This window comes from Pseudomonas sp. 1L-E-NC-VB-C3, assembly GCF_057291535.1.
Genome location: NZ_JBXAWD010000002.1, coordinates 410,778 through 429,191, shown reverse-complemented (window position 1 = coordinate 429,191; position 18,414 = coordinate 410,778). Strand labels below are relative to the sequence as shown.

At 60.3% G+C, this 18,414-nt stretch carries 18 protein-coding genes; 9 read left to right on the top strand and 9 right to left on the bottom strand.

Annotation, left to right across the window (positions count from 1 at the left end; genetic code table 11):
- The first annotated feature begins 9 nt into the window (after nt 1–9).
- Nucleotides 10–954 (top strand): methyltransferase, encoded by a 945-nt coding sequence (locus AC0Z5Z_RS05285; protein WP_406229102.1) that lies wholly within the window; start codon nt 10–12, stop codon nt 952–954.
- A 33-nt stretch (nt 955–987) separates the two neighbouring features.
- On the opposite strand, the gene AC0Z5Z_RS05280 is transcribed toward AC0Z5Z_RS05285, so the two are convergent.
- Nucleotides 988–1,422, bottom strand: coding sequence for a short chain dehydrogenase (locus AC0Z5Z_RS05280; protein ID WP_485610811.1), 435 nt, complete (start codon nt 1,420–1,422; stop codon nt 988–990).
- A gap of 309 nt (nt 1,423–1,731) precedes the next feature.
- Between AC0Z5Z_RS05280 and lpxO the strand changes: the two genes are divergently transcribed.
- The gene (gene lpxO / locus AC0Z5Z_RS05275) at nt 1,732–2,631 is read left to right on the top strand and encodes a lipid A hydroxylase LpxO (RefSeq protein WP_485610810.1); all 900 of its coding nucleotides are present in this window, start codon (nt 1,732–1,734) and stop codon (nt 2,629–2,631) included.
- 130 nt (nt 2,632–2,761) lie between these two features.
- Here lpxO and ku read toward each other — a convergent pair whose 3' ends face one another.
- Nucleotides 2,762–3,628 carry a non-homologous end joining protein Ku gene (ku, locus tag AC0Z5Z_RS05270; protein ID WP_056785952.1) on the bottom strand — a complete coding sequence of 289 codons (867 nt, stop codon included), beginning with the start codon at nt 3,626–3,628 and terminating at the stop codon, nt 2,762–2,764.
- Nucleotides 3,629–3,816: 188 nt separating this feature from the next.
- Between ku and AC0Z5Z_RS05265 the strand changes: the two genes are divergently transcribed.
- The 4 genes from AC0Z5Z_RS05265 (at nt 3,817) to nudC (ending at nt 7,191) form a co-directional block, all read left to right on the top strand.
- Nucleotides 3,817–4,137: a hypothetical protein gene (locus AC0Z5Z_RS05265; protein WP_056785955.1), complete on the top strand. Its 321-nt coding sequence runs from the start codon at nt 3,817–3,819 to the stop codon at nt 4,135–4,137.
- Nucleotides 4,138–4,189: 52 nt separating this feature from the next.
- Nucleotides 4,190–5,335: a PQQ-dependent sugar dehydrogenase gene (locus tag AC0Z5Z_RS05260; protein ID WP_457263178.1), complete on the top strand. Its 1,146-nt coding sequence runs from the start codon at nt 4,190–4,192 to the stop codon at nt 5,333–5,335.
- 205 nt (nt 5,336–5,540) lie between these two features.
- Nucleotides 5,541–6,353 (top strand): crotonase/enoyl-CoA hydratase family protein, encoded by an 813-nt coding sequence (locus AC0Z5Z_RS05255; RefSeq protein WP_485610809.1) that lies wholly within the window; start codon nt 5,541–5,543, stop codon nt 6,351–6,353.
- 7 nt (nt 6,354–6,360) lie between these two features.
- Nucleotides 6,361–7,191, top strand: a complete 831-nt coding sequence (gene nudC / locus AC0Z5Z_RS05250; protein WP_095180000.1) for an NAD(+) diphosphatase — start codon at nt 6,361–6,363, stop codon at nt 7,189–7,191.
- Here nudC and AC0Z5Z_RS05245 read toward each other — a convergent pair.
- The 3 genes from AC0Z5Z_RS05245 to AC0Z5Z_RS05235 form a co-directional block, all read right to left on the bottom strand.
- Complete coding sequence (locus AC0Z5Z_RS05245) at nt 7,159–7,938, bottom strand: TSUP family transporter (protein WP_016774706.1); 780 nt, start codon at nt 7,936–7,938, stop codon at nt 7,159–7,161. The two genes, nudC and AC0Z5Z_RS05245, sit on opposite strands and share 33 nt — an antisense overlap.
- 252 nt (nt 7,939–8,190) lie before the next feature.
- Entirely contained in the window at nt 8,191–8,670 is a 480-nt protein-coding gene (locus AC0Z5Z_RS05240; protein ID WP_041480390.1) for a nuclear transport factor 2 family protein, read from the bottom strand.
- Nucleotides 8,671–8,724: 54 nt separating this feature from the next.
- Nucleotides 8,725–9,288, bottom strand: a complete 564-nt coding sequence (locus tag AC0Z5Z_RS05235) for a TetR/AcrR family transcriptional regulator (RefSeq protein ID WP_460095558.1) — start codon at nt 9,286–9,288, stop codon at nt 8,725–8,727.
- Between the two features lie 215 nt (nt 9,289–9,503).
- On the opposite strand from AC0Z5Z_RS05235, the gene pssA reads away from it, so the two are divergent.
- The gene (gene pssA, locus AC0Z5Z_RS05230; RefSeq protein WP_122507334.1) at nt 9,504–10,847 is read left to right on the top strand and encodes a CDP-diacylglycerol--serine O-phosphatidyltransferase; all 1,344 of its coding nucleotides are present in this window, start codon (nt 9,504–9,506) and stop codon (nt 10,845–10,847) included.
- 105 nt (nt 10,848–10,952) lie between these two features.
- Here the strand turns inward: pssA and efeO (AC0Z5Z_RS05225) are convergent, their stop codons facing one another.
- From efeO (AC0Z5Z_RS05225) to efeU, 4 genes are read right to left on the bottom strand one after another with little or no spacing between them, the layout of a single operon-like run.
- A complete protein-coding gene (efeO, locus tag AC0Z5Z_RS05225; protein WP_353188822.1) occupies nt 10,953–11,777 on the bottom strand; it encodes an iron uptake system protein EfeO in 825 nt (274 codons plus the stop codon).
- A 26-nt stretch (nt 11,778–11,803) separates the two neighbouring features.
- Nucleotides 11,804–13,102, bottom strand: a complete 1,299-nt coding sequence (efeB, locus tag AC0Z5Z_RS05220; RefSeq protein WP_476249415.1) for an iron uptake transporter deferrochelatase/peroxidase subunit — start codon at nt 13,100–13,102, stop codon at nt 11,804–11,806.
- Nucleotides 13,103–13,119: 17 nt separating this feature from the next.
- Nucleotides 13,120–14,304: an iron uptake system protein EfeO gene (gene efeO / locus AC0Z5Z_RS05215; protein ID WP_485610808.1), complete on the bottom strand. Its 1,185-nt coding sequence runs from the start codon at nt 14,302–14,304 to the stop codon at nt 13,120–13,122.
- Between the two features lie 8 nt (nt 14,305–14,312).
- Nucleotides 14,313–15,152, bottom strand: coding sequence for an iron uptake transporter permease EfeU (gene efeU / locus AC0Z5Z_RS05210; protein ID WP_150742123.1), 840 nt, complete (start codon nt 15,150–15,152; stop codon nt 14,313–14,315).
- 273 nt (nt 15,153–15,425) lie between these two features.
- On the opposite strand from efeU, the gene AC0Z5Z_RS05205 reads away from it, so the two are divergent.
- Nucleotides 15,426–16,442, top strand: a complete 1,017-nt coding sequence (locus AC0Z5Z_RS05205; RefSeq protein ID WP_095180008.1) for an AraC family transcriptional regulator — start codon at nt 15,426–15,428, stop codon at nt 16,440–16,442.
- A gap of 291 nt (nt 16,443–16,733) precedes the next feature.
- A complete protein-coding gene (locus tag AC0Z5Z_RS05200; protein ID WP_423661453.1) occupies nt 16,734–18,398 on the top strand; it encodes an AMP-binding protein in 1,665 nt (554 codons plus the stop codon).
- The last annotated feature ends 16 nt before the right edge of the window (nt 18,399–18,414 follow it).

Genomic DNA, 18,414 nt, shown 5'->3' with positions numbered 1-18,414 from the left:
GGAGGCTTCATGTCGGCACAAGAAACATCGGACAGAGCCCTGTTCGAGTTGGGCAAGCGCCTGCTCGACAGCGGTTATCACTTCATTACCCCAACGCCGTTGACCCACGAACGTTTTCTGCAGCGCTTTGCCACGCCGTTGGCGAAAGATCTGCGTGATGTGTTTGGCTGGTCGATGCCGTTTCCTTCAGAGCTGTTTCGCGCAGAAGAACTGGCCACGCTGGAGCAGGCCGGCGTAGTCGAACGCGATGGCGCGGTGTGGCGCAGTCGTGTGCGCTGGTCGACGCTGAATGACCGGTTATTCGCCCACTCGGCGTTTCCGACCACCGCGAGCGATGCGGTGTTCTTTGGCCCGGACACTTATCGTTTTGCTCAGGCCATCGAAGCGCAATTGCAGCAGCGCTTTTCGCCGATCAGGCGCGCGGTGGACATCGGCTGCGGCAGCGGCGCCGGGGCGGTGCTGATCGCCAAGGCACGGCCGGATGCCCAAGTGCTGGCGGTCGACATCAATCCGCAGGCGTTGCGCATGAGTGCCGTCAACGCTGAGCTGGCCGGGGCCAACAACGTGTCGGTGTACCACAGCGATCTACTCGCCAGTGTCGAAGGTCAGTTCGACTTGATCATCGCCAACCCGCCGTATATGAACGACCAGCAACAGCGCGCTTATCGCCACGGCGGCGGGGCGCTGGGCGAGGGCTTGTCGGTGCGGATCGTGCGTGAGGCGTTGCCGCGCCTGGAAGTCGGCGGCACGTTACTTGTGTATACCGGCGTAGCGATCGTTGCCGGGCAGGACCCGTTCCGCGAGGCCGTGGCGCCTCTGCTCAAGGGCGAACGTTTTGGCTGGACTTATCGTGAACTCGATCCGGATGTGTTCAGTGAGGAACTGCTCAAGCCTGAATATGAGCGCGCCGAGCGCATCGCCGTGGTCGCACTGACGGTAACCCGCGAGCAGTGACCGATAGTTGGGCCACCGCTCGCGCGGTGGCCTTCAGCGATTTCTGATGCGCGAGATCGTCAGCAGGCAAACCCCTACCAGCATCGCAGCCCCGGCTACCAACAGCGGCGAAGGGCGAATCGGCTGCCGCGAGATACGCTCGATGCGCCCGGCGAGGGAAGCGCGCACTGGCGCGGCAGGTTCGGCCTGATAGGGCGCTTCTTCAATCTCCAGCCGTAAGCCGTCCGGCATTACCAGCGTCAGCCCTTCGATCGTGCCGGCAATCCTTCCCGGATAAACCGGCTCACCGGTCGGGTCGAGCTGGTCGTAGAAGAATATTTGCCCTTCAAGCCAGCCGACGGCGGTCTGCAACTCAGGTCCCAGGTAATACTTTCCATCGAGAAAAAAGCCAGAGAATTGCGGCGCGCGCTCGACGCTTTCAATTCGATAGCGCTGACCTGGTTTCATACCGGTTTCTGGGGCGATCATGGGGGTTCCTCCGTTATTGGTAAGCGATAGAGGAGCGCGTGCCAAGCGTGGTTCCATCCAAATGAGCAACGGGCGTTTGTATGGATTCAAGTGTGCTGGAGCTTTACACGCAAACGCGCAAGACAGTTTTTCACAGTTGAGGGTTCACTATCGGTTACGAACTGTGGCTAAAATGCCACCCTTTCACCGAGCGCCCGGAAACGGCGCGGGCCATGGACGCGCCCTGTGCATCAAGACCGCTGCATAAGACGCTGGGCCTCAGGTCGCCACGCGCGCAGTTTGTTCACTTTTGACGTGTGACCCTTTTCCGTGAAACTCATCATTGCCGCTGTTTATGTCATCTCCATTGCTTACGTTCACTTGCGTGGACGCGTGCGCCACAAACTGGGGCGGCAATTGAGTGACCACTCGACGTTTCTCGCGCCCATCAACTGCTTCCTCTATCTGTTTTCGAAAATCCCCAACAAGCCGTACCTGAACCCGGCGGACTTTCCCGATCTGAGCCCGTTGCAGGCGCACTGGCAAGAGATTCGTGAGGAGGGCCAGAATCTGCTGCGTGCCGGCGAGATCAAGCGCTCGAATCAGTATGACGATGTCGGCTTCAACTCTTTCTTCAAGACTGGCTGGAAGCGCTTCTACCTCAAGTGGTACAGCGACAGCCATCCATCGGCGATGAAGCTGTGCCCGCGCACCACTGAATTGGTGCAGAGCATCGGCTCAATCAAGGCGGCGATGTTTGCCGAGCTGCCACCGGGCTCGAAGCTGGTGCGCCACCGCGATCCGTACGCCGGTTCCTATCGTTATCACCTGGGTCTGGATACGCCGAATGATCCCGGCTGCTACATCAACGTCGACGGTGAGAACTATCACTGGCGCGATGGCGAAGCGGTGATGTTCGACGAGACGTTTATTCATTACGCCGAAAACACCACGGATCAGAACCGGATCATTCTGTTCTGTGATATTGAGCGGCCGTTGAAGTACCGCTGGGCGGCGGCGTTCAACCGCTGGTTCAGCCGCACCGTGATGTCAGCGGCAGGCGCGCCGAATGATGCGGGGGACAAGACCGGTGGTATCAACCGCTTGTTTACCAAGATCTACAAGATCCGTTTGCGCGGCAAAGAGCTGAAGAAGCGCAACCGTACGCGGTATTACCTGGAGAAGTGGGCGATTTTTGCGGCGTTGTTGGCGTTCTTTATTCTGATCTGAGACTTGCGGTGTCAGTACCGGCCTCTTCGCGAGCAGGCTCGCTCCCACATTTTGAAATGCGTTTCCCTGTGGAGCGAGCCTGCTCGCGAAGGCGGCTTCACTTCAAACATACCTCTAGCTGGCCCAACGCTTACTCCCCGGACGCCTTCCTGGTCTTCTTCGCCGGCGCCGCCTTACTGCTTGATTTGGCCTTGGGCTTGGCCGGTGCCTTGCCACCGAGGCTGCGTTTGAGCAGCTCGGTCAAGTCGATAACATCGGCAGTCTTGCGTTCTTCCTCGCCAGTGGTGGTCTCGACGTCCTCGATCTTGCCTTCGTGGGCTTTTTTCTCGACCAGCGCCATGATCTTGTCTTCGAACTCGTCCTTGTAGTCCTCAGGCGACCACTCCGAGGTCATGTCTTCAACCAGACGTTTGGCCATGTCCAGCTCGCCCTTGGCCAGTTGCGGCTTGGTCACCTCGCTGCCCAGCGCCAGTTCATCAAGACTGCGCACTTCCTGCGGCCAGCGCAGTTTCACCAGAACCAGCGCCGACTCCAGCGGCATCAACGCGGCCAGGTATTGACGGGTATGCAGGACAACGCGGGCAAGGGCGACCTTGTTGGTTTTGCTCAGGGTTTCGCGCAGCAACGCGTAAACCTTGCCGCCGCGCTTGTCTGGCGCCAGGTAATAGGGCGTGTCGATGTTCTGCAGCGGAATCTGCTCGGCGTCGACGAAAGAGAAAATGTCGATGGTCTGTGTCGAGACGGGGTGCGCCGAGCGGATTTCTTCCTCGCTGAGCACCACGTAGCGGCCCTTTTCGTAGGCCACGCCTTTGACGATGTTCTCTTTGGTGACTTCCTTGCCGGTGACCTTGTTGATGCGTTTGTAGCCCACCGGGTCCATGCTGCGGCTGTCGAGCCAATCGAAGTCTACGCCTTGGGACGACGTCGCTGAAACCAGCGCCACGGGGATGTGTACCAGTCCAAAACTGATTGCGCCTTTCCAGATTGCCCGAGCCATGACCTGTCCTCCGAGTGATGATCAGGTGACCCGTGGCGCGGCGAGAAAGTTTCCAGTGATTGCGCGGCTTCCAGCGGTACGGTCAAGCCGTGTTACATGTTGTTTAAGGCACGAGGGTTAACAAATCCGAACCCACGGCGTAGCGTGGGCTCCAAGGCTCTAGTCCACGCACATCGAGAGGTATTCCCATGAACCGGTTTCTGATTGGCATCGCCGTCCTCGTCTTAAGTGGTGGCCTGGTTCATGCCGATGTCGTGCTCGCACAAAGCCCCACCGGGAACAGCAACAATCCCTACAACAGCCCGATCCGCCGGGCCAATCCCAACAGCATGCAGGGCACCCAGCCCAGCGCTCCGCCGCTTCGCGGGCCGAACACCGTTCCCGTGCCACGTCAGCCGACCGTTGAAAATCGCGGCATCGGCAATGGTCAACCGATTCGCTCGGTGCCGAGCAATCCGCCAACTTTCATTCCCAACCCGCCCTCACGGGGCACCGGCAGCAACCGTTGAACGGCAGGACTGATGTTCTGTCAGCCTTTCACACGAACAAAAGGAATCGTGCATGTTGCGTAAAACCCTACTAGCCACCTGTTGCGCCGCCGCGCTGATCAGTGCCCCGGCGTTCGCCGCCGCGTCCAAAGAGCTGAAAAGCGAGCAGGGCATTCTTGAAGTCACCACCATTGCCCAAGGCCTGGAACATCCTTGGGCACTGGCGTTTCTGCCTGATCAGAAGGGCATGCTGGTGACCGAACGTCCGGGTCATCTGCGCGTTGTGAGCAAGGACGGCAAACTGTCGGAGCCGATCAGTGGCGTGCCGCAAGTCTGGGCCAAAGGGCAGGGCGGTTTGCTTGATGTGGCGCTGTCGCCAGACTTCAAGCAGGACCGCATGGTCTATCTGTCGTATGCCGAAGGCGGTGGTGAGGGCGGCAAGGCTGGTACGGCGGTAGGGCGCGGACGGCTTTCCGATGACCTGAAGACGCTGAAGGACTTCAATGTGATCTTCCGTCAGGAACCGAAGCTGTCGGTGAGCAACCACTTCGGTTCACGGCTGGTGTTCGATCGCGACGGGTATCTGTTCATCACCCTGGGCGAAAACAACGATCGGCCGACTGCGCAGGACCTCGACAAGTTGCAAGGCAAAGTCGTACGCATCTTCCCGGATGGCAAGGTGCCGGACGATAACCCTTTTGTTGGCCAATCCGGTGTCAGGCCTGAAATCTGGTCCTACGGCCTGCGTAACCCGCAAGGCGCGGCGCTCAATCCGTGGACCGGCACGCTGTGGGAGAACGAGCACGGGCCACGTGGCGGCGACGAAGTGAACATCATCGAACGTGGCAAGAACTACGGCTGGCCGTTGGCGACCCATGGCATCAACTACTCGATGCAACCGATTCCTGAGGCGAAGGGCAAAACTGCTGAAGGCACCGTGGCGCCGCATCATGTCTGGGAAAAATCCCCCGGGGTTAGCGGCATGGCCTTCTATGACGCGGATCGCTTCACGCCGTGGCAGCACAACGCGTTTATCGGCGCACTGGTGACCCAGGAACTGATTCGCCTGCAATTCGATGGTGACAAGGTGGTCCATGAGGAGCGTTTGCTGGGTGAGTTGAATCAGCGTATCCGTGACGTGCGCCAAGGGCCGGATGGCTATCTGTATGTGCTGACGGATGAAGAGAATGGCTCGCTTTACAGGCTGGGGCTGAAATAATTGCGTGCGGTGAATGATCCGACGCCTTCGCGAGCAGGCTCGCTCCCACATTGAAATGCAGTCTCCCTGTGGGAGCGAGCCTGCTCGCGAAGAGGCCCGCGCATCTTGCGCAGACTTCGGGCAGTCCCGCATTTGGCCGAACCGCCGCCCCCTTGCCTTGTTATAGTTCGAGGCTTATTTCCCAGCCCGGTAAAGGATCACTGCCATGACTCAATACTCCGCCTTCAGCGTCGAACTGGGCGACAACATCGCCCATGTGCAGATCAATCGCCCGGAAAAGATCAACGCAATGAATGCGGCGTTCTGGAGCGAGATTGTCGAAATCTTCCAGTGGATCGACGATACCGACGAAGTCCGCGTGGTAGTCCTCAGCGGTAACGGCAAGCATTTTTCATCGGGCATCGACCTGATGATGCTTGCCGGTGTCGCCAATGAACTGGGCAAGGACGTGGGCCGTAATGCGCGCCAGTTGCGGCGCAAGATTCTCAATCTGCAAGCCTCGTTCAACGCCGTCGACAATTGCCGCAAACCGGTGCTTGCTGCCATTCAGGGCTATTGCCTGGGCGGGGCAATCGATCTGATCGCCGCCTGTGACATGCGTTATGCCGCCGAGGACGCGCAATTTTCCATCAAGGAAATTGACATCGGCATGGCCGCTGATGTCGGCACGTTGCAACGGTTGCCGCGAATCATCGGAGACGGCATGCTGCGTGAACTGGCTTACACCGGTCGCACCTTTGGCGCCGAGGAAGCACGCAGCATGGGCCTGGTCAATCGCGTCTACGGCGATAAGGACACGCTGCTCGAAGGCGTGTTCGGCATCGCCCGTGACATCGCTGCGAAGTCGCCGATCGCCGTGACCGGTACCAAGGAAATGATCAGCTACATGCGCGACCATCGCATCGACGATGGTCTTGAATACGTTGCCACCTGGAACGCCGCCATGTTGCAATCCACCGATCTGCGCGTGGCCATGGCCGCCCACATGAGCAAACAGAAACCCGAATTTCTGGATTGAGTTAACCATGATCTCTCGCTGGACCACTGCAGTACTCGACACCGATCAACCCGGCGGCTGGGCCGTAGCGCGCAGCCCGGAAGGCTTCCTGTTCGATGACAACGGCGCACTGTTCCCGCGCGAGTGGCTCAAGCGCCAGGACCTGTCGGTCCTCGCTGAGCACGGGATAGGTCATCTCGACGGCGAACCGGTCTATCTGCTTGAGTTGCACAGCGTCAGCGATGTGCCCGGTTGCGGCTGGAAGGGCCTGCGAGCGTTCATGCTCGAAGGCGATCACACGCTGTACAAAGTGCTCGGTTATGCCGCGCAGATTGGCACTTGGGCACGAGAGCATCGCTTCTGCGGCAACTGCGGCCAGCCGATGACGCAAGTCCCGCGCGAACGAGCGATGTATTGCCAGCCGTGCGATCTGCGCAGTTATCCGCGCATTTCACCAAGCATGATCGTGCTGATCACCCGTGGCGACGAAATCCTCCTGGCGCGCTCGCCGCGTTTCGTCACCGGGGTTTACAGCACGCTGGCCGGTTTCGCCGAGCCGGGGGAATCGGCCGAGGATTGCCTGATTCGCGAAGTGCGTGAAGAAGTGCAGATCGAAGTGAAGAACATCCAGTACATCGGCAGCCAGTGCTGGCCGTTCCCGCATTCGATGATGCTCGGCTTCCATGCCGAATATGCCGGTGGCGAAATTGTCTGTCAGGAAGACGAGATCGAGGATGCCCAGTGGTTCAACGTGCATGACTTGCCGCCGTTGCCGGCGTCGCGTTCGATTGCCCGTTACCTGATCGACGTCTACGTCGCGCGGCGCTTAGGCCACGCTGAACCAGTGCTGCCAGGCTAGGCGCACAGTCAGGCCAAGCACTACGGTGATGAACACTGGACGAATGAATTTGGCCCCGCCGCTGATTGCGGTGCGCGCGCCGAAGAAGGCCCCGACCATCACCGACAGGCCCATGCACAGGCCAATGATCCAGTCGACCTGTCCGGAGAAGATGAACACCGACAGCGCCGCGATGTTGCTGACAAAGTTCATGCTGCGCGCCACGCCGCTGGCCTTGACCAGGTCGATCGGGTACAGCAGCAGACTGCTCACGGTCCAGAATGCGCCCGTGCCGGGGCCGGCCACCCCATCGTAGAAGCCGAGGCTGAAGCCCTGGGTCGATTGCCATTTCTTTTTGATCGGCGCGTCGCTGTCCAGCGGCGCTTTCGGCGTGCCGCCAAACAGCAAATACAGGCCACAGGCGAAAACGATCACCGGCAGCATCTTGTTCAGCCACTCGGCCGGCAGGTAATGCGCAACCACCGCGCCAGTGAGCGCGCCGACCAGGGTGCCGACAATCGCGTGGGTCCACTGGCGTGGATGAAACAGTTTGCGTTTGTAGAAGGTGAAGCTGGCGGTCGCCGAACCGAAGGTCGAGCTCAGCTTGTTGGTGCCCAGCACCAGATGCGGCGGCAGGCCCGCCGTCAGCAGCGCCGGCGTGGTCAACAGACCGCCACCGCCAGCGATGGCATCGATGAAACCGGCAAGGAAAGCAACAGCAGCCAGAATGGCCAGGGTGGTGAGGTCAACGCTGAGTTCGAAAGGCATGGAGTCGGCTTATTCGGCAAGGCGCAGAACGTGGGCTGCGGGGAGGGCGGTTATGTTACCTGTATCGAACTGTTGCGGCGAGCCAGAGCATGCCGTCGTCAATTACAGTCTGGAATACATTCCTGTGTAGGAGCTGCCGAAGGCTGCGATCTTCTCGGGCGCGGAGCGCCCCGGCTGCTGCGCGTGGGAACGATCAAATCAAGATCAAAAGATCGCAGCCTTCGGCAGCTCCTACACAGGGGTGGGTTGACTTTAGAGACCGAGTTCGCTCAGCCCCGGATGATCATCCGGTCGGCGGCCCAGCGGCCAATGGAATTTGCGCTCGCTTTCCTTGATCGGCATGTCATTGATGCAGGCATAGCGCTGGAACATCAGGCCGTTGTCATCGAACTCCCAGTTCTCGTTGCCGTACGAGCGGAACCAGTTGCCGGAATCGTCGTGCCATTCATAGGCATAACGCACCGCGATACGCGTATCGGAGTAGGCCCAGAGTTCTTTGATCAAGCGATAATCCAGTTCCTTCGCCCATTTGCGCGTCAGAAACGCCTTGGCCTCTTCGCGGTTGTTGGCAAACTCGGCGCGATTGCGCCATTTGGTGTCGAGGGTATAAGCGAGCGACACCTTTTCCGGATCGCGGGTGTTCCAGCCATCTTCGGCCAGACGCACCTTCTCGATCGCTGACGCATGGTTGAATGGCGGCAATGGCGGACGTACCTGGGCTGCAGTCGACATGTTCAATCTCCTGTTTCATTTAATGTATGAACAACAAGTCCGGCTTATTAAGAGTTACAGGCCCAATAACTTTCGCGCCATGCATTGCGCATTATCGGCGGCACTGTGATCACCCATCACAAGCGCTATGGTAATGGCGCCTTCAATCAGGATCAGCAACTGTCTGGCCAGCAGTTGCGGATCCTCGGCGCCATATTCGGTACATAGCTCGCACACGTAGTCGAGCAGCTTCTGTTTGTGTTCTTTGGCCACCAGTCGCACTGGATCCTGTGGATCACCGGTTTCGCCGCTGGTGTTGATGAAGGCGCAGCCGCGAAAACCTTCCGAGTCGAACCAGCCTTTGAGCACGGTAAACAGGTTGAGCAGGCGATCGGCCGGGGTTTCGGCCTGATCGACGGCACTTGTGAACCAGTGCATCCAGCGAACATCGCGTCGCTGAAGGGCCGCGACAACCAGTGCGTCCTTGTCGGCAAAGTAACGGTAGATGCTTTTTCTGGAGACGCCGGCGGTCTTCACCAGAAGATCCATGCTGGTGGCAGCGATGCCACTTTTGTAGATCAACTTTTCGGTGACATCCAGAATGATGTCGCGTGTGTCATTGCTGATTGATTCGTTCATGTGGCGAACAGTAGAACGACTGTTCTCCTTGGTCAAGCGATTTTCTTCGGCGTGTGTGAAAACGCTTTCGCGAGCAGGCTCGCTCCCACAGGGGAATGCATTTCAACGGTGGGAGCGAGCCTGCTCGCGAAGGGGCCATTACTGACACTGACAAGACCCGGCGCAGACGATGGTGTAAGCTCTCAAACTCTTCGGAATCGAACCTTGCGAGCCTTATGCCGTTGCTTTTCAAACGTTCTCTGCTGCCCAAACTGCGCAGCTTCGCGCTGACCGCCGAGGCGGTGAGCATTCTGTCCAGTGCTGCCGAATTCCGACGCTGCCTGCTCGAGCAAATCGCCGCAGCGACGCAGCGCATCTACATCGTCGCGCTGTATCTGCAGCAGGACGAAGCCGGTCAGGAAATCCTCGATGCCCTGCACGCAGCCAAGCTCAAGCGTCCCGAGCTGGAAATCGCCGTGGTGGTCGACTGGTTGCGTGCCCAGCGCGGTCTGATCGGCGCGGGCAAGCAGCCGGGCAACGCCGCCTGGTATCAGGACATGACCCGCACGCACCAGAGCGAAGTGCCGATCTACGGCGTGCCGGTGCAGACCCGCGAGCTGTTCGGCGTGCTGCACCTCAAAGGTTTCGTGATCGACGACAAGGTGGTCTACAGCGGCGCGAGTCTGAACAACGTCTACCTGCACAAACTCGACAAGTACCGCTTCGACCGCTACCACGTGCTGCACAGTCGCGAGCTGGCGGATTCGATGCATCATCTGGTCAAGCACGGCCTGATCGAATCGAAAGCCGTGCACCGCCTCGACCTGCCCAACCTGCCGACTACCCGCAGCCTGCGCAACGACATCGGCGACCTGCGCAGCCGTCTCAAATACGCGACTTATGACACCGGCGCCGGCAGCACCAGCCGAGAAGGGCTGTCGGTCACGCCACTGCTCGGCGTCGGCAAGAACAACCCGCTGAACCGGGCGATTCTGGAACTGATCGCCAGCGCGCAAAAGCAGCTGACCATCTGCACTCCGTACTTCAACCTGCCCCTGGGCGTGATCCGTGAGATCAACCGCGCGCTGGCCCGTGGCGTGAAGATAGACATTGTGGTCGGCGACAAGACCGCCAACGATTTTTACATTCCGCCGAGCGAGCCGTTCAAAGTGATCGCCGCGCTGCCGTATCTGTACGAGATCAGCCTGCGCCGCTTCGCCAAACGCCATCAGCACAGCATCGACAGTGGCCAGTTGAACCTGCACTTGTGGCGCGACGGTGACAACACCTATCACCTTAAAGGCATGTGGATCGATCAGCGTTACACCTTGCTGACCGGCAACAACCTCAACCCGCGCGCATTCCGTCTCGATCTGGAAAACGCGCTGCTGATTGAAGACCCGAAAGGCGAGTGGCTGGAGCCACGGGCGAAAGAGCTGGAAAACATCTTCCGCCATACCACGCGGATCGATAACTTCCAGACGCTTGAAACGCTGCCGGATTACCCGGCAGGGGTGGCGAAGTTTCTCAAGCGGGTGAGTCGGGTGAGGATTGAGCGGTTGCTCTACAGGATTCTCTAGCGCGTCCGGAATTGCTTTCGCGAGCAGGCTCGCTCCCACAGGGAAATGCATTCCAACTGTGGGAGCGAGCCTGCTCGCGAAGGGGCCAGACCAAAGGCTAAAAAATCAGTTCAGACCCAACTTCCCGCGCATCATCGAAAGATCCTCCGCCAGCGTATTCACCGGCCCGACCAGCGCTTTGCGGTCGTTGTCCTTCACTTTGTCATAGGTCTCAAACCCGCCATCCGCCGTTTTGTACTTGGCGAGGATCTTGTCGACCGTAGCGAAGTTCTTGTCGACCTTGGCAACAAACGCCTTGTCCTGCTGTTCGATCTGCGGGCGGAACAGATCAACGATCTTCTTCGCCCCGTCGATATTGCCTTGGAAGTCGTACAGGTCGGTGTGGCTGTAGCGGTCCTCCTCGCCGGAAATCTTCGTCGCCGCCACTTCTTCCAACAGCGCAGCAGCGCCGCCGACGACTTTCTCTGGCGGGAAGGTCAGACCGGCCACACGGGTTTGCAGATCCTGCACGTCTCTGTTCAAACCGTCGGCCAATGCATCCAGGCCCTTAGTGGACTTCTCCGCGAACAACGAATATTCGATCCGGTGAAAGCCAGTGAAGTCCTCGGCCTTAACGCCTTTTTCGTGATCGTCAACGCGAGAATCGATGGACGCATCGAGATCGCTGAACAGCTCGGCAATCGGCTCGATCGACTCGTAATAAACCCGCGTCGGCGCGTAGAGCTTCTGCGCGGTGGCCAGATCGCCTTTCTTCACCGCGTCGGTGAACTGCTGGGTGTGGCTGGCCAGCTCATCGAGTTTCTCGGTGACGTAAATCTTGTAGTCCGACACCGGCCCCACCAGATCCAGCGGCGCGGTCGCGGCGAACGCCGCCAGCGGGGTGTTGAGCAAACCAAGGGTCAGCAATAACGCGAGTGGCGTCTTTTTCATGGGGCGGCTCCAGTGTCGGTTGGGTGTCATGCGGTTTTGTTTTGGGAGGTGGCAGCGAGTAACGAGCGACCGATGAAGTCGTCATCGCCGGTAGCGCCGGGCAGGGTGAAGAAGTAACCGCCGCCAACCGGTTTGAGGTATTCCTCGAGCGGTTCACCGTTGAGGCGGGTCTGCACGGTGATGAAGCCTTGTTCCAGGTCAGCCTGGTAACAGATGAACAGCAGGCCCATGTCGAGCTGGCCGTTCTTGTTGACGCCGTTGGAGTAGTTGAATGGCCGGCGCAGGATCAGATTGGCCTGGGTCGCGGCGGTGCGCGGATTGGCCAGGCGGATGTGCGCGTCGAGCCTGGTCAGCTTGCCGGCGGGGTCTTTGCTGTAATCCGGCACTTCGCTTTCGCTGTGGCCGCCGACGGGCGCGCCGCTGCTCTTGACCCGGCCGAGAATGCTTTCCTGCTCCTGCAACGGCGTGCGATCCCAGCGTTCGACGAAGTTGCGGATGATGCGCACCGCTTGATAGCTGCCGTGGGCAGCCCAGGCCGGTTCGTCACCGTCCGGCTGTACCCAGACAATCCGCTCCATGGCCTTGGCGTCGTTGGAATCGGGGTTGGCCGAGCCATCGCGAAAGCCGAGAAAGTTGCGCGCCGACTGCGCCGGCACACCGGGTTTGGCCGGGGCTTGCGGCGGCACGCTGCCTTCCTGTTTCCAGCGCACCAGCAGCAGGTCGGGCAGGTTCTTGACGATGTCGCGCAGGGCGTGAATGTTGGTGTCGGCGGTGTTGGCGCAGAACTGCAGGCTCAGATCGCCATGGCAGCAATCGGCGTCCAACGCATCGTTGGGGAAGCCAACCATGCGTTGCAGACGCTTGGGCTTCGACGCTGCCAGACCGAAGCGTTCGTCGAACAGCGAGTCGCCGACGGAAACGGTGATGGTCAGGTTGTCCGGGGTGACCACCGGGCCGAGGATGCCGGAGTCCAGCGGCGGCAGTTTCGGGTCGACCTGCGCGACCGGGCCGCCCTTCATCAAAAACGCGATGCGTTCGTTGAGAGTGCGGAACAGCCGCTCGAGGTCTTCGCGATCGCTGGCCAGCACATCGAACGCCACCAGCATCCCGGAGGCCGGGCGCGGGGTGACGATGCCGGCCTGGTGCACACCGTGAAAATCGTGGCGGTCTTCGGTCTTGTCGCTGCTCGGCGCTTCGGTAACTTGCGCAGGCAGCGCGGCCATGGCCGGGCAGCTCAGCGCCGATCCGGCAAGGGCGACACCGGCGGCGCCCATGCCCATCAGCACGCGGCGCCGTTGCAGGTTGAGAGGTTCTGAATCGTTCATCTGTCGTGGTCTTCTGCTTACAGGCCGGAAAGGCCGAGGGCGGGGTCGATGCCATCCAGTGCCGTGGCCAGAGCCTTGGCTTTGGCGGCGATCTGCTGGCGTTGCGCGACGGTCACGGCGTCGTAACTGACGTAGCCATCGGCGGATTTGAACGCGTTGAGCTGGCTGTCGAAGTCACTCATGGCCTGGTCGACATTCGCCAACACGTCAGCGGAGGATTTGCTCAGCATCGGGCGCAACAGGTCGACGACCTTGCGCGCGGTCTGCGCGTTGGCGGCGAAACCGTTGAGGTCGCTGTGGCTGTAGCGTTCTTCTTCGCCGCTGCCGGCGCGCACATCGGCGAGACTGTTGAGGTTGCGCACGACGATACTCACCAGTTGCTCCGGTGGCAGTGACTGCGCAAGCAACTGTTGCTTGAGGGTGGTGACATCTGCGAGCAAGCGCTGGGCAATCGGCGTGACATCGTCGAGATTGCGCTGCTGGAACAGCGCGTATTCGAGGCGATGGAAACCGACGAACGCCGGATCCTGCTCGCGCTTTTCGAAATAATCGGCGCGGGCATTGATGTGGTTGTCCAGCTCGGCCAGGCGCTGCGCCGCCGGCGCCAGACGCTGATAAGCGGCACGCGCCGGCAGGTACAACGCTTGCGCCTGGGCCAGATCACCACTGGCGATCGCCTGATTCAGCGCCGTCGCCGCTTTGATCAACGCGCTGCCCTGAACGGCCAGATACACGCGAAATTCCGACAGCGGCCCGACGAACGCGACCATCGACGGCTTGGCCTTGGCGGCGGCATCCGAGGCTGCCGTCGCCGTCACGTGCAAGGTGCCGCGCGGGTTGCTGAGCAAGCCGCAGGTGATCGCATAGTCGCCCGGTTGCAGGTTGGCGTTAATCACCTGGCTCAGGCCCGGCGCGATGTTTTCCCGCTCTTCGACCACCAGCACGCCGTCGAGAATTTCCCACTCGACCGCCCGCTCGGAGCGGTTGACGATGCGGAAACTGGCGCGGCCGGCGGGCACCGTCAGTGTGTTCGGCTCGCAACTGTGCGGATGGATGTTGACGACGATTTCGTCATGGTTGTGCTGACGCTTGGCGGCGGCCATGTTCGAGGCGTACCAGAACAGCCCGCCGGCGGCGACCATCAGCAGCACCGAGCCGGCCAGCGCCCAACGCAGGGCCGGAGGGGTTTGGGTAGTAGACATGAAGGGCCTTATTGGCTGGAAACGGAAGTCGTTGACGGCGCCTGGCGCGGCGCGGGCATGAAGAACATCACCAGCGCCAGCAGCAGATAAATCAGATACGCACCCAGGGTGCTGACGGTCGGCGCATCCTGGTAACCGAACATGCCGGCCAGCACCGAGCCCAGCGGGCCGTCCATCGGCAGCGTCGCGCTGAAGTCGAACAACACCGTTTGCAGGTGATTCCACAGCCCGGCTTCATGCAGCGCCTGCACCGAGTTGGCGAGTATTCCGGCGGCGACCACGAGGATGAACAATCCGGTCCACTTGAAGAACGCCGAGAGATTGAGGCGCATGCTGCCGCTGTAGATCAGGAAACCGACGATCACCGCCAGGATCAGGCCGAGCAGGGCACCGATCGGCGCGCCCGGGCCTTCGCTTTGCTGGAACACGGCGAGCAGGAAGAATACGGTTTCCAGGCCTTCGCGAGCGACGGCGAAGAAAACCATGGCGATCAATGCAATCACTTGATGCCTGGATTGCGTCAGCGCTTGATCCAGCGAGGCTTGCAGCGAGTGCTTGATCGACCGCGCGACCTTGCGCATCCAGAACACCATCGAACTGAGGATGCCCACCGCGACCAGACCGACGACGCCTTCGAACAACTCCTGCTGCTTCTGTGGGAATTCAGCGCTCACCAGCTCCAGGCCACCGCCGACCAGCAGGGCAAGGGCAGCAGCGAGGAAAACGCCGATCCATACCGCTGGCATCCATTGGCCACGGCCGGTCTGTTGCAGGTAACTGGCAATGATGCCGACGATAAGCGCGGCCTCGATGCCTTCGCGCAACATGATCAAAAAGGGAACGAGCATTGGCTAGCCACAGCGATTTAGATAGGAGGCTAAGTTGTAACATAATGACACTCATTCCCAAATGGAATTCGTTGGCATTTAGCTGAACCTTAGCTGAACAACTGTGATTCCTGTGGGAGCGAGCCTGCTCGCGAATGCGGTACGCCTGTGACATTTCTTTATCTGACACACCGCGTTCGCGAGCAGGCTCGCTCCCACATTGGCCCTGCGGTGACTTCAGCAGCTGGGTTAAGATGCCCACCACCCAAAAAACAACAAGGTTCACCTCGCTCCATGGCAGAAAAAGACACCATTGCCATTCAACTGGTGCGCGAAGCGCTGCTGCAAAGCTGTGCCCCGGGTGCGGCAACGGATGAGGCGTTGAGCAAGGTCGGCATCGATCCGGCTTTGTTAGCGGCCGATGAGGGCAGGGTGCCGGCCTCGCAATACGCCAGACTCTGGCGCCTGCTGGCGCGACGCGGTGATGACGAGTTCTTCGGCATGGACCCGCGCCCGCTCAAATCCGGCAGCCTGGCGTTTTTGTGTCGCAGCGCCATGGCGCAACCGACGCTGGCGGCGGCGCTGGATACCGGTCTGACGTTCCTGTCGTTGATGCTCGAAAAACTGCCGGCGCAACTGGTGCATCAGCAGAGCCTGGCGGAAATCGTCCTGCTCGAAGACGACGCCGAACCGCGCCGCGCCTTCACCTATTTCACTTACTGGATGATCGTGCACGGCGTCGCGTGCTGGCTGGCGGGGCGGCGGATTCCGATTCTGGCGATTGAACTGCGCTGCGCGGAACCGGACTTCACCGACGATTATCGGGTGATGTTTTCGGAAAACCTGCGGTTTGAGCGCCCACGTACTCGGATGATTTTTTCCGCCGATTGCCTCGATCTGCCGATCAAACGCAGCGCCGAAGAACTCAAGCGCTTTCTGGCCCAGGCGCCGGCCAACATTCTGGTCAAGTACCGCGACCCCGACAGCCTCGCCAGCCGGATCAAGCAGGATCTGCGGCAGCTCCCCGCCGAGCAATGGCCGGAAACCGAGGCGCTGGCCCAGCAACTGTGCATGTCCGCGTCGACATTACGCCGGCGTCTGGCCGAGGAAGGACAGACTTATCAGGGGCTGAAAGACAGCGTGCGCAAAGAGCTGGCGATTACCTGGCTGGCGGAGCCTTCGATCAGTTTTGTCGAGATTGCTGCACGGCTGGGTTTTGCTGATGCCAGTTCGTTCTACAAGGCGTTTCGCAAGTGGTCGGGGTCGAACCCGGGGCATTACCGCACACTGATCCTCAATGAGGTGGTCTGACCCGACGCCTTCGCGAGCAGGCTCGCTCCCACATTTTTGAAATGCGGTCCCCTGTAGGAGCTGCCGAAGGCTGCGATCTTTTGATCTTGTACTTGATGGTAAAAATCAAGATCAAAAGATCGCAGCCTCGTTGCACTCGTCAGCTCCTACAGGGCATGCGGCCGCAACCTCTTGGCCAAACCAGTCAGCCACGTTGATAACTTTGACCATTGCCCCAAGGCCCGCGCGGCGCGACTATCCCTGTGTTGTTTACGGTTCCCAGCCTAATAAAAACACCGAGGGATTCTGGCAATGCGCGATTACTTGTCTGCCACCGAACAGTTCAACTATCAGCACACCGTCGATGCGTCGCTCAGCGGCACGCTGGCGGCACTCAACGCCTGCGTTGAATGTTGCGACCGCCATGCCTTGCCCGGGCGCATTGCGTTGTTCTGGGAAGGTCGCGACGGCTCAAGTGCGACTTACACCTTCACTGATCTGCAAGACAAAGCCGCGCGTTTCGCCAATTTCCTCCTCGCCCAGGGCGTGCAGAGGGGCGATAAAGTCGCCGGCCTGCTGCCACGCAACGTCGAATTGCTCATCACCGTGCTCGCCACCTGGCGCATCGGCGCGGTGTATCAGCCGCTATTCACCGCATTCGGGCCGAAAGCGCTAGAGCACCGCCTGAACAGCTCGGGGGCTAAAATCGTGGTCACCGACGCGGTCAACCGGCCCAAGCTCAATGAAGTCAGCGCATGCCCGACCATCGTCACCGTTGGTGGCGCCAAAGGTCAGGGCATTGTTCGCGGTGATTTCAGTTTCTGGGCTGAGCTGGCCAACTATTCCAATGTTTGCGAACCGGTGTTACTGACCGGCGAAGACCCATTCCTGCTGATGTTCACCTCGGGCACCACAGGGCCGGCGAAAGCGCTGTCAGTGCCGCTCAAAGCCATCGTCGCGTTCCAGAACTACACCCGCGATGCGGTGGACCTGCGCCCTGAAGATGCGTTCTGGAATGTCGCCGATCCGGGCTGGGCCTATGGCATCTATTTCGGCGTCACTGGGCCGTTGGCGCTGGGGCACCCGATTACCTTCTATGATGGCCCGTTCACCCTCGAAAGCACCTGCCGGGTGATCAACAAATACGGCATTACCAATCTCACCGGCTCGCCCACTGCCTATCGTTTGCTGATTGCCGGTGGCGATGAGTTCGCCAGATCGATCAAGGGCAAACTGCGCATCGTCAGCAGCGCCGGTGAGCCGCTGAACCCGGAAGTGATCCGCTGGTTCGCCGACAACCTCGACGTGGTCATCCACGACCATTACGGCCAGACCGAACTGGGCATGGTGCTGTGCAACCACCACGGCCTCGAGCACCCGGTGCATGTCGGCGCCGCCGGTTTCGCTTCGCCGGGCCATCGCATCGTCGTGCTCGATGAGCAATACAACGAACTCGGCGTCGGTCAGCCGGGCATTCTTGCCATCGACCGCCCGCAGTCGCCGATGTGCTGGTTCGGCGGTTACGAAGGCGCGCCGACCAAGGCCTTCGTCGGCAACTACTACCTGAGCGGCGACACCGTGGAGTGGAACCCGGACGGCAGCATCAGCTTCGTCGGCCGCAGTGATGATGTGATCACCACTTCGGGCTACCGCGTCGGCCCGTTCGACGTGGAAAGCGCGCTGATCGAACACCCGGCCGTGGTCGAGGCGGCGGTCGTCGGCAAGCCCGACCCGGAACGCACCGAACTGGTCAAAGCCTTTGTCGTGCTGAGCGCGCAGTACCGCGCCGCGCCGGAGTTGGCCGAAGAGCTGCGCCAACACGTGCGCAAGCGTCTGGCCGCGCATTCGTACCCGCGTGAAATCGAATTTGTCAGCGAGTTGCCCAAAACCCCGAGTGGCAAATTGCAGCGCTTTATCTTGCGCAACCAGGAAATCGCCAAAGCTCAAGAGGCCGCGGCGCACAGAGTTTCAGCTTGAATCCAAGGGAACACCG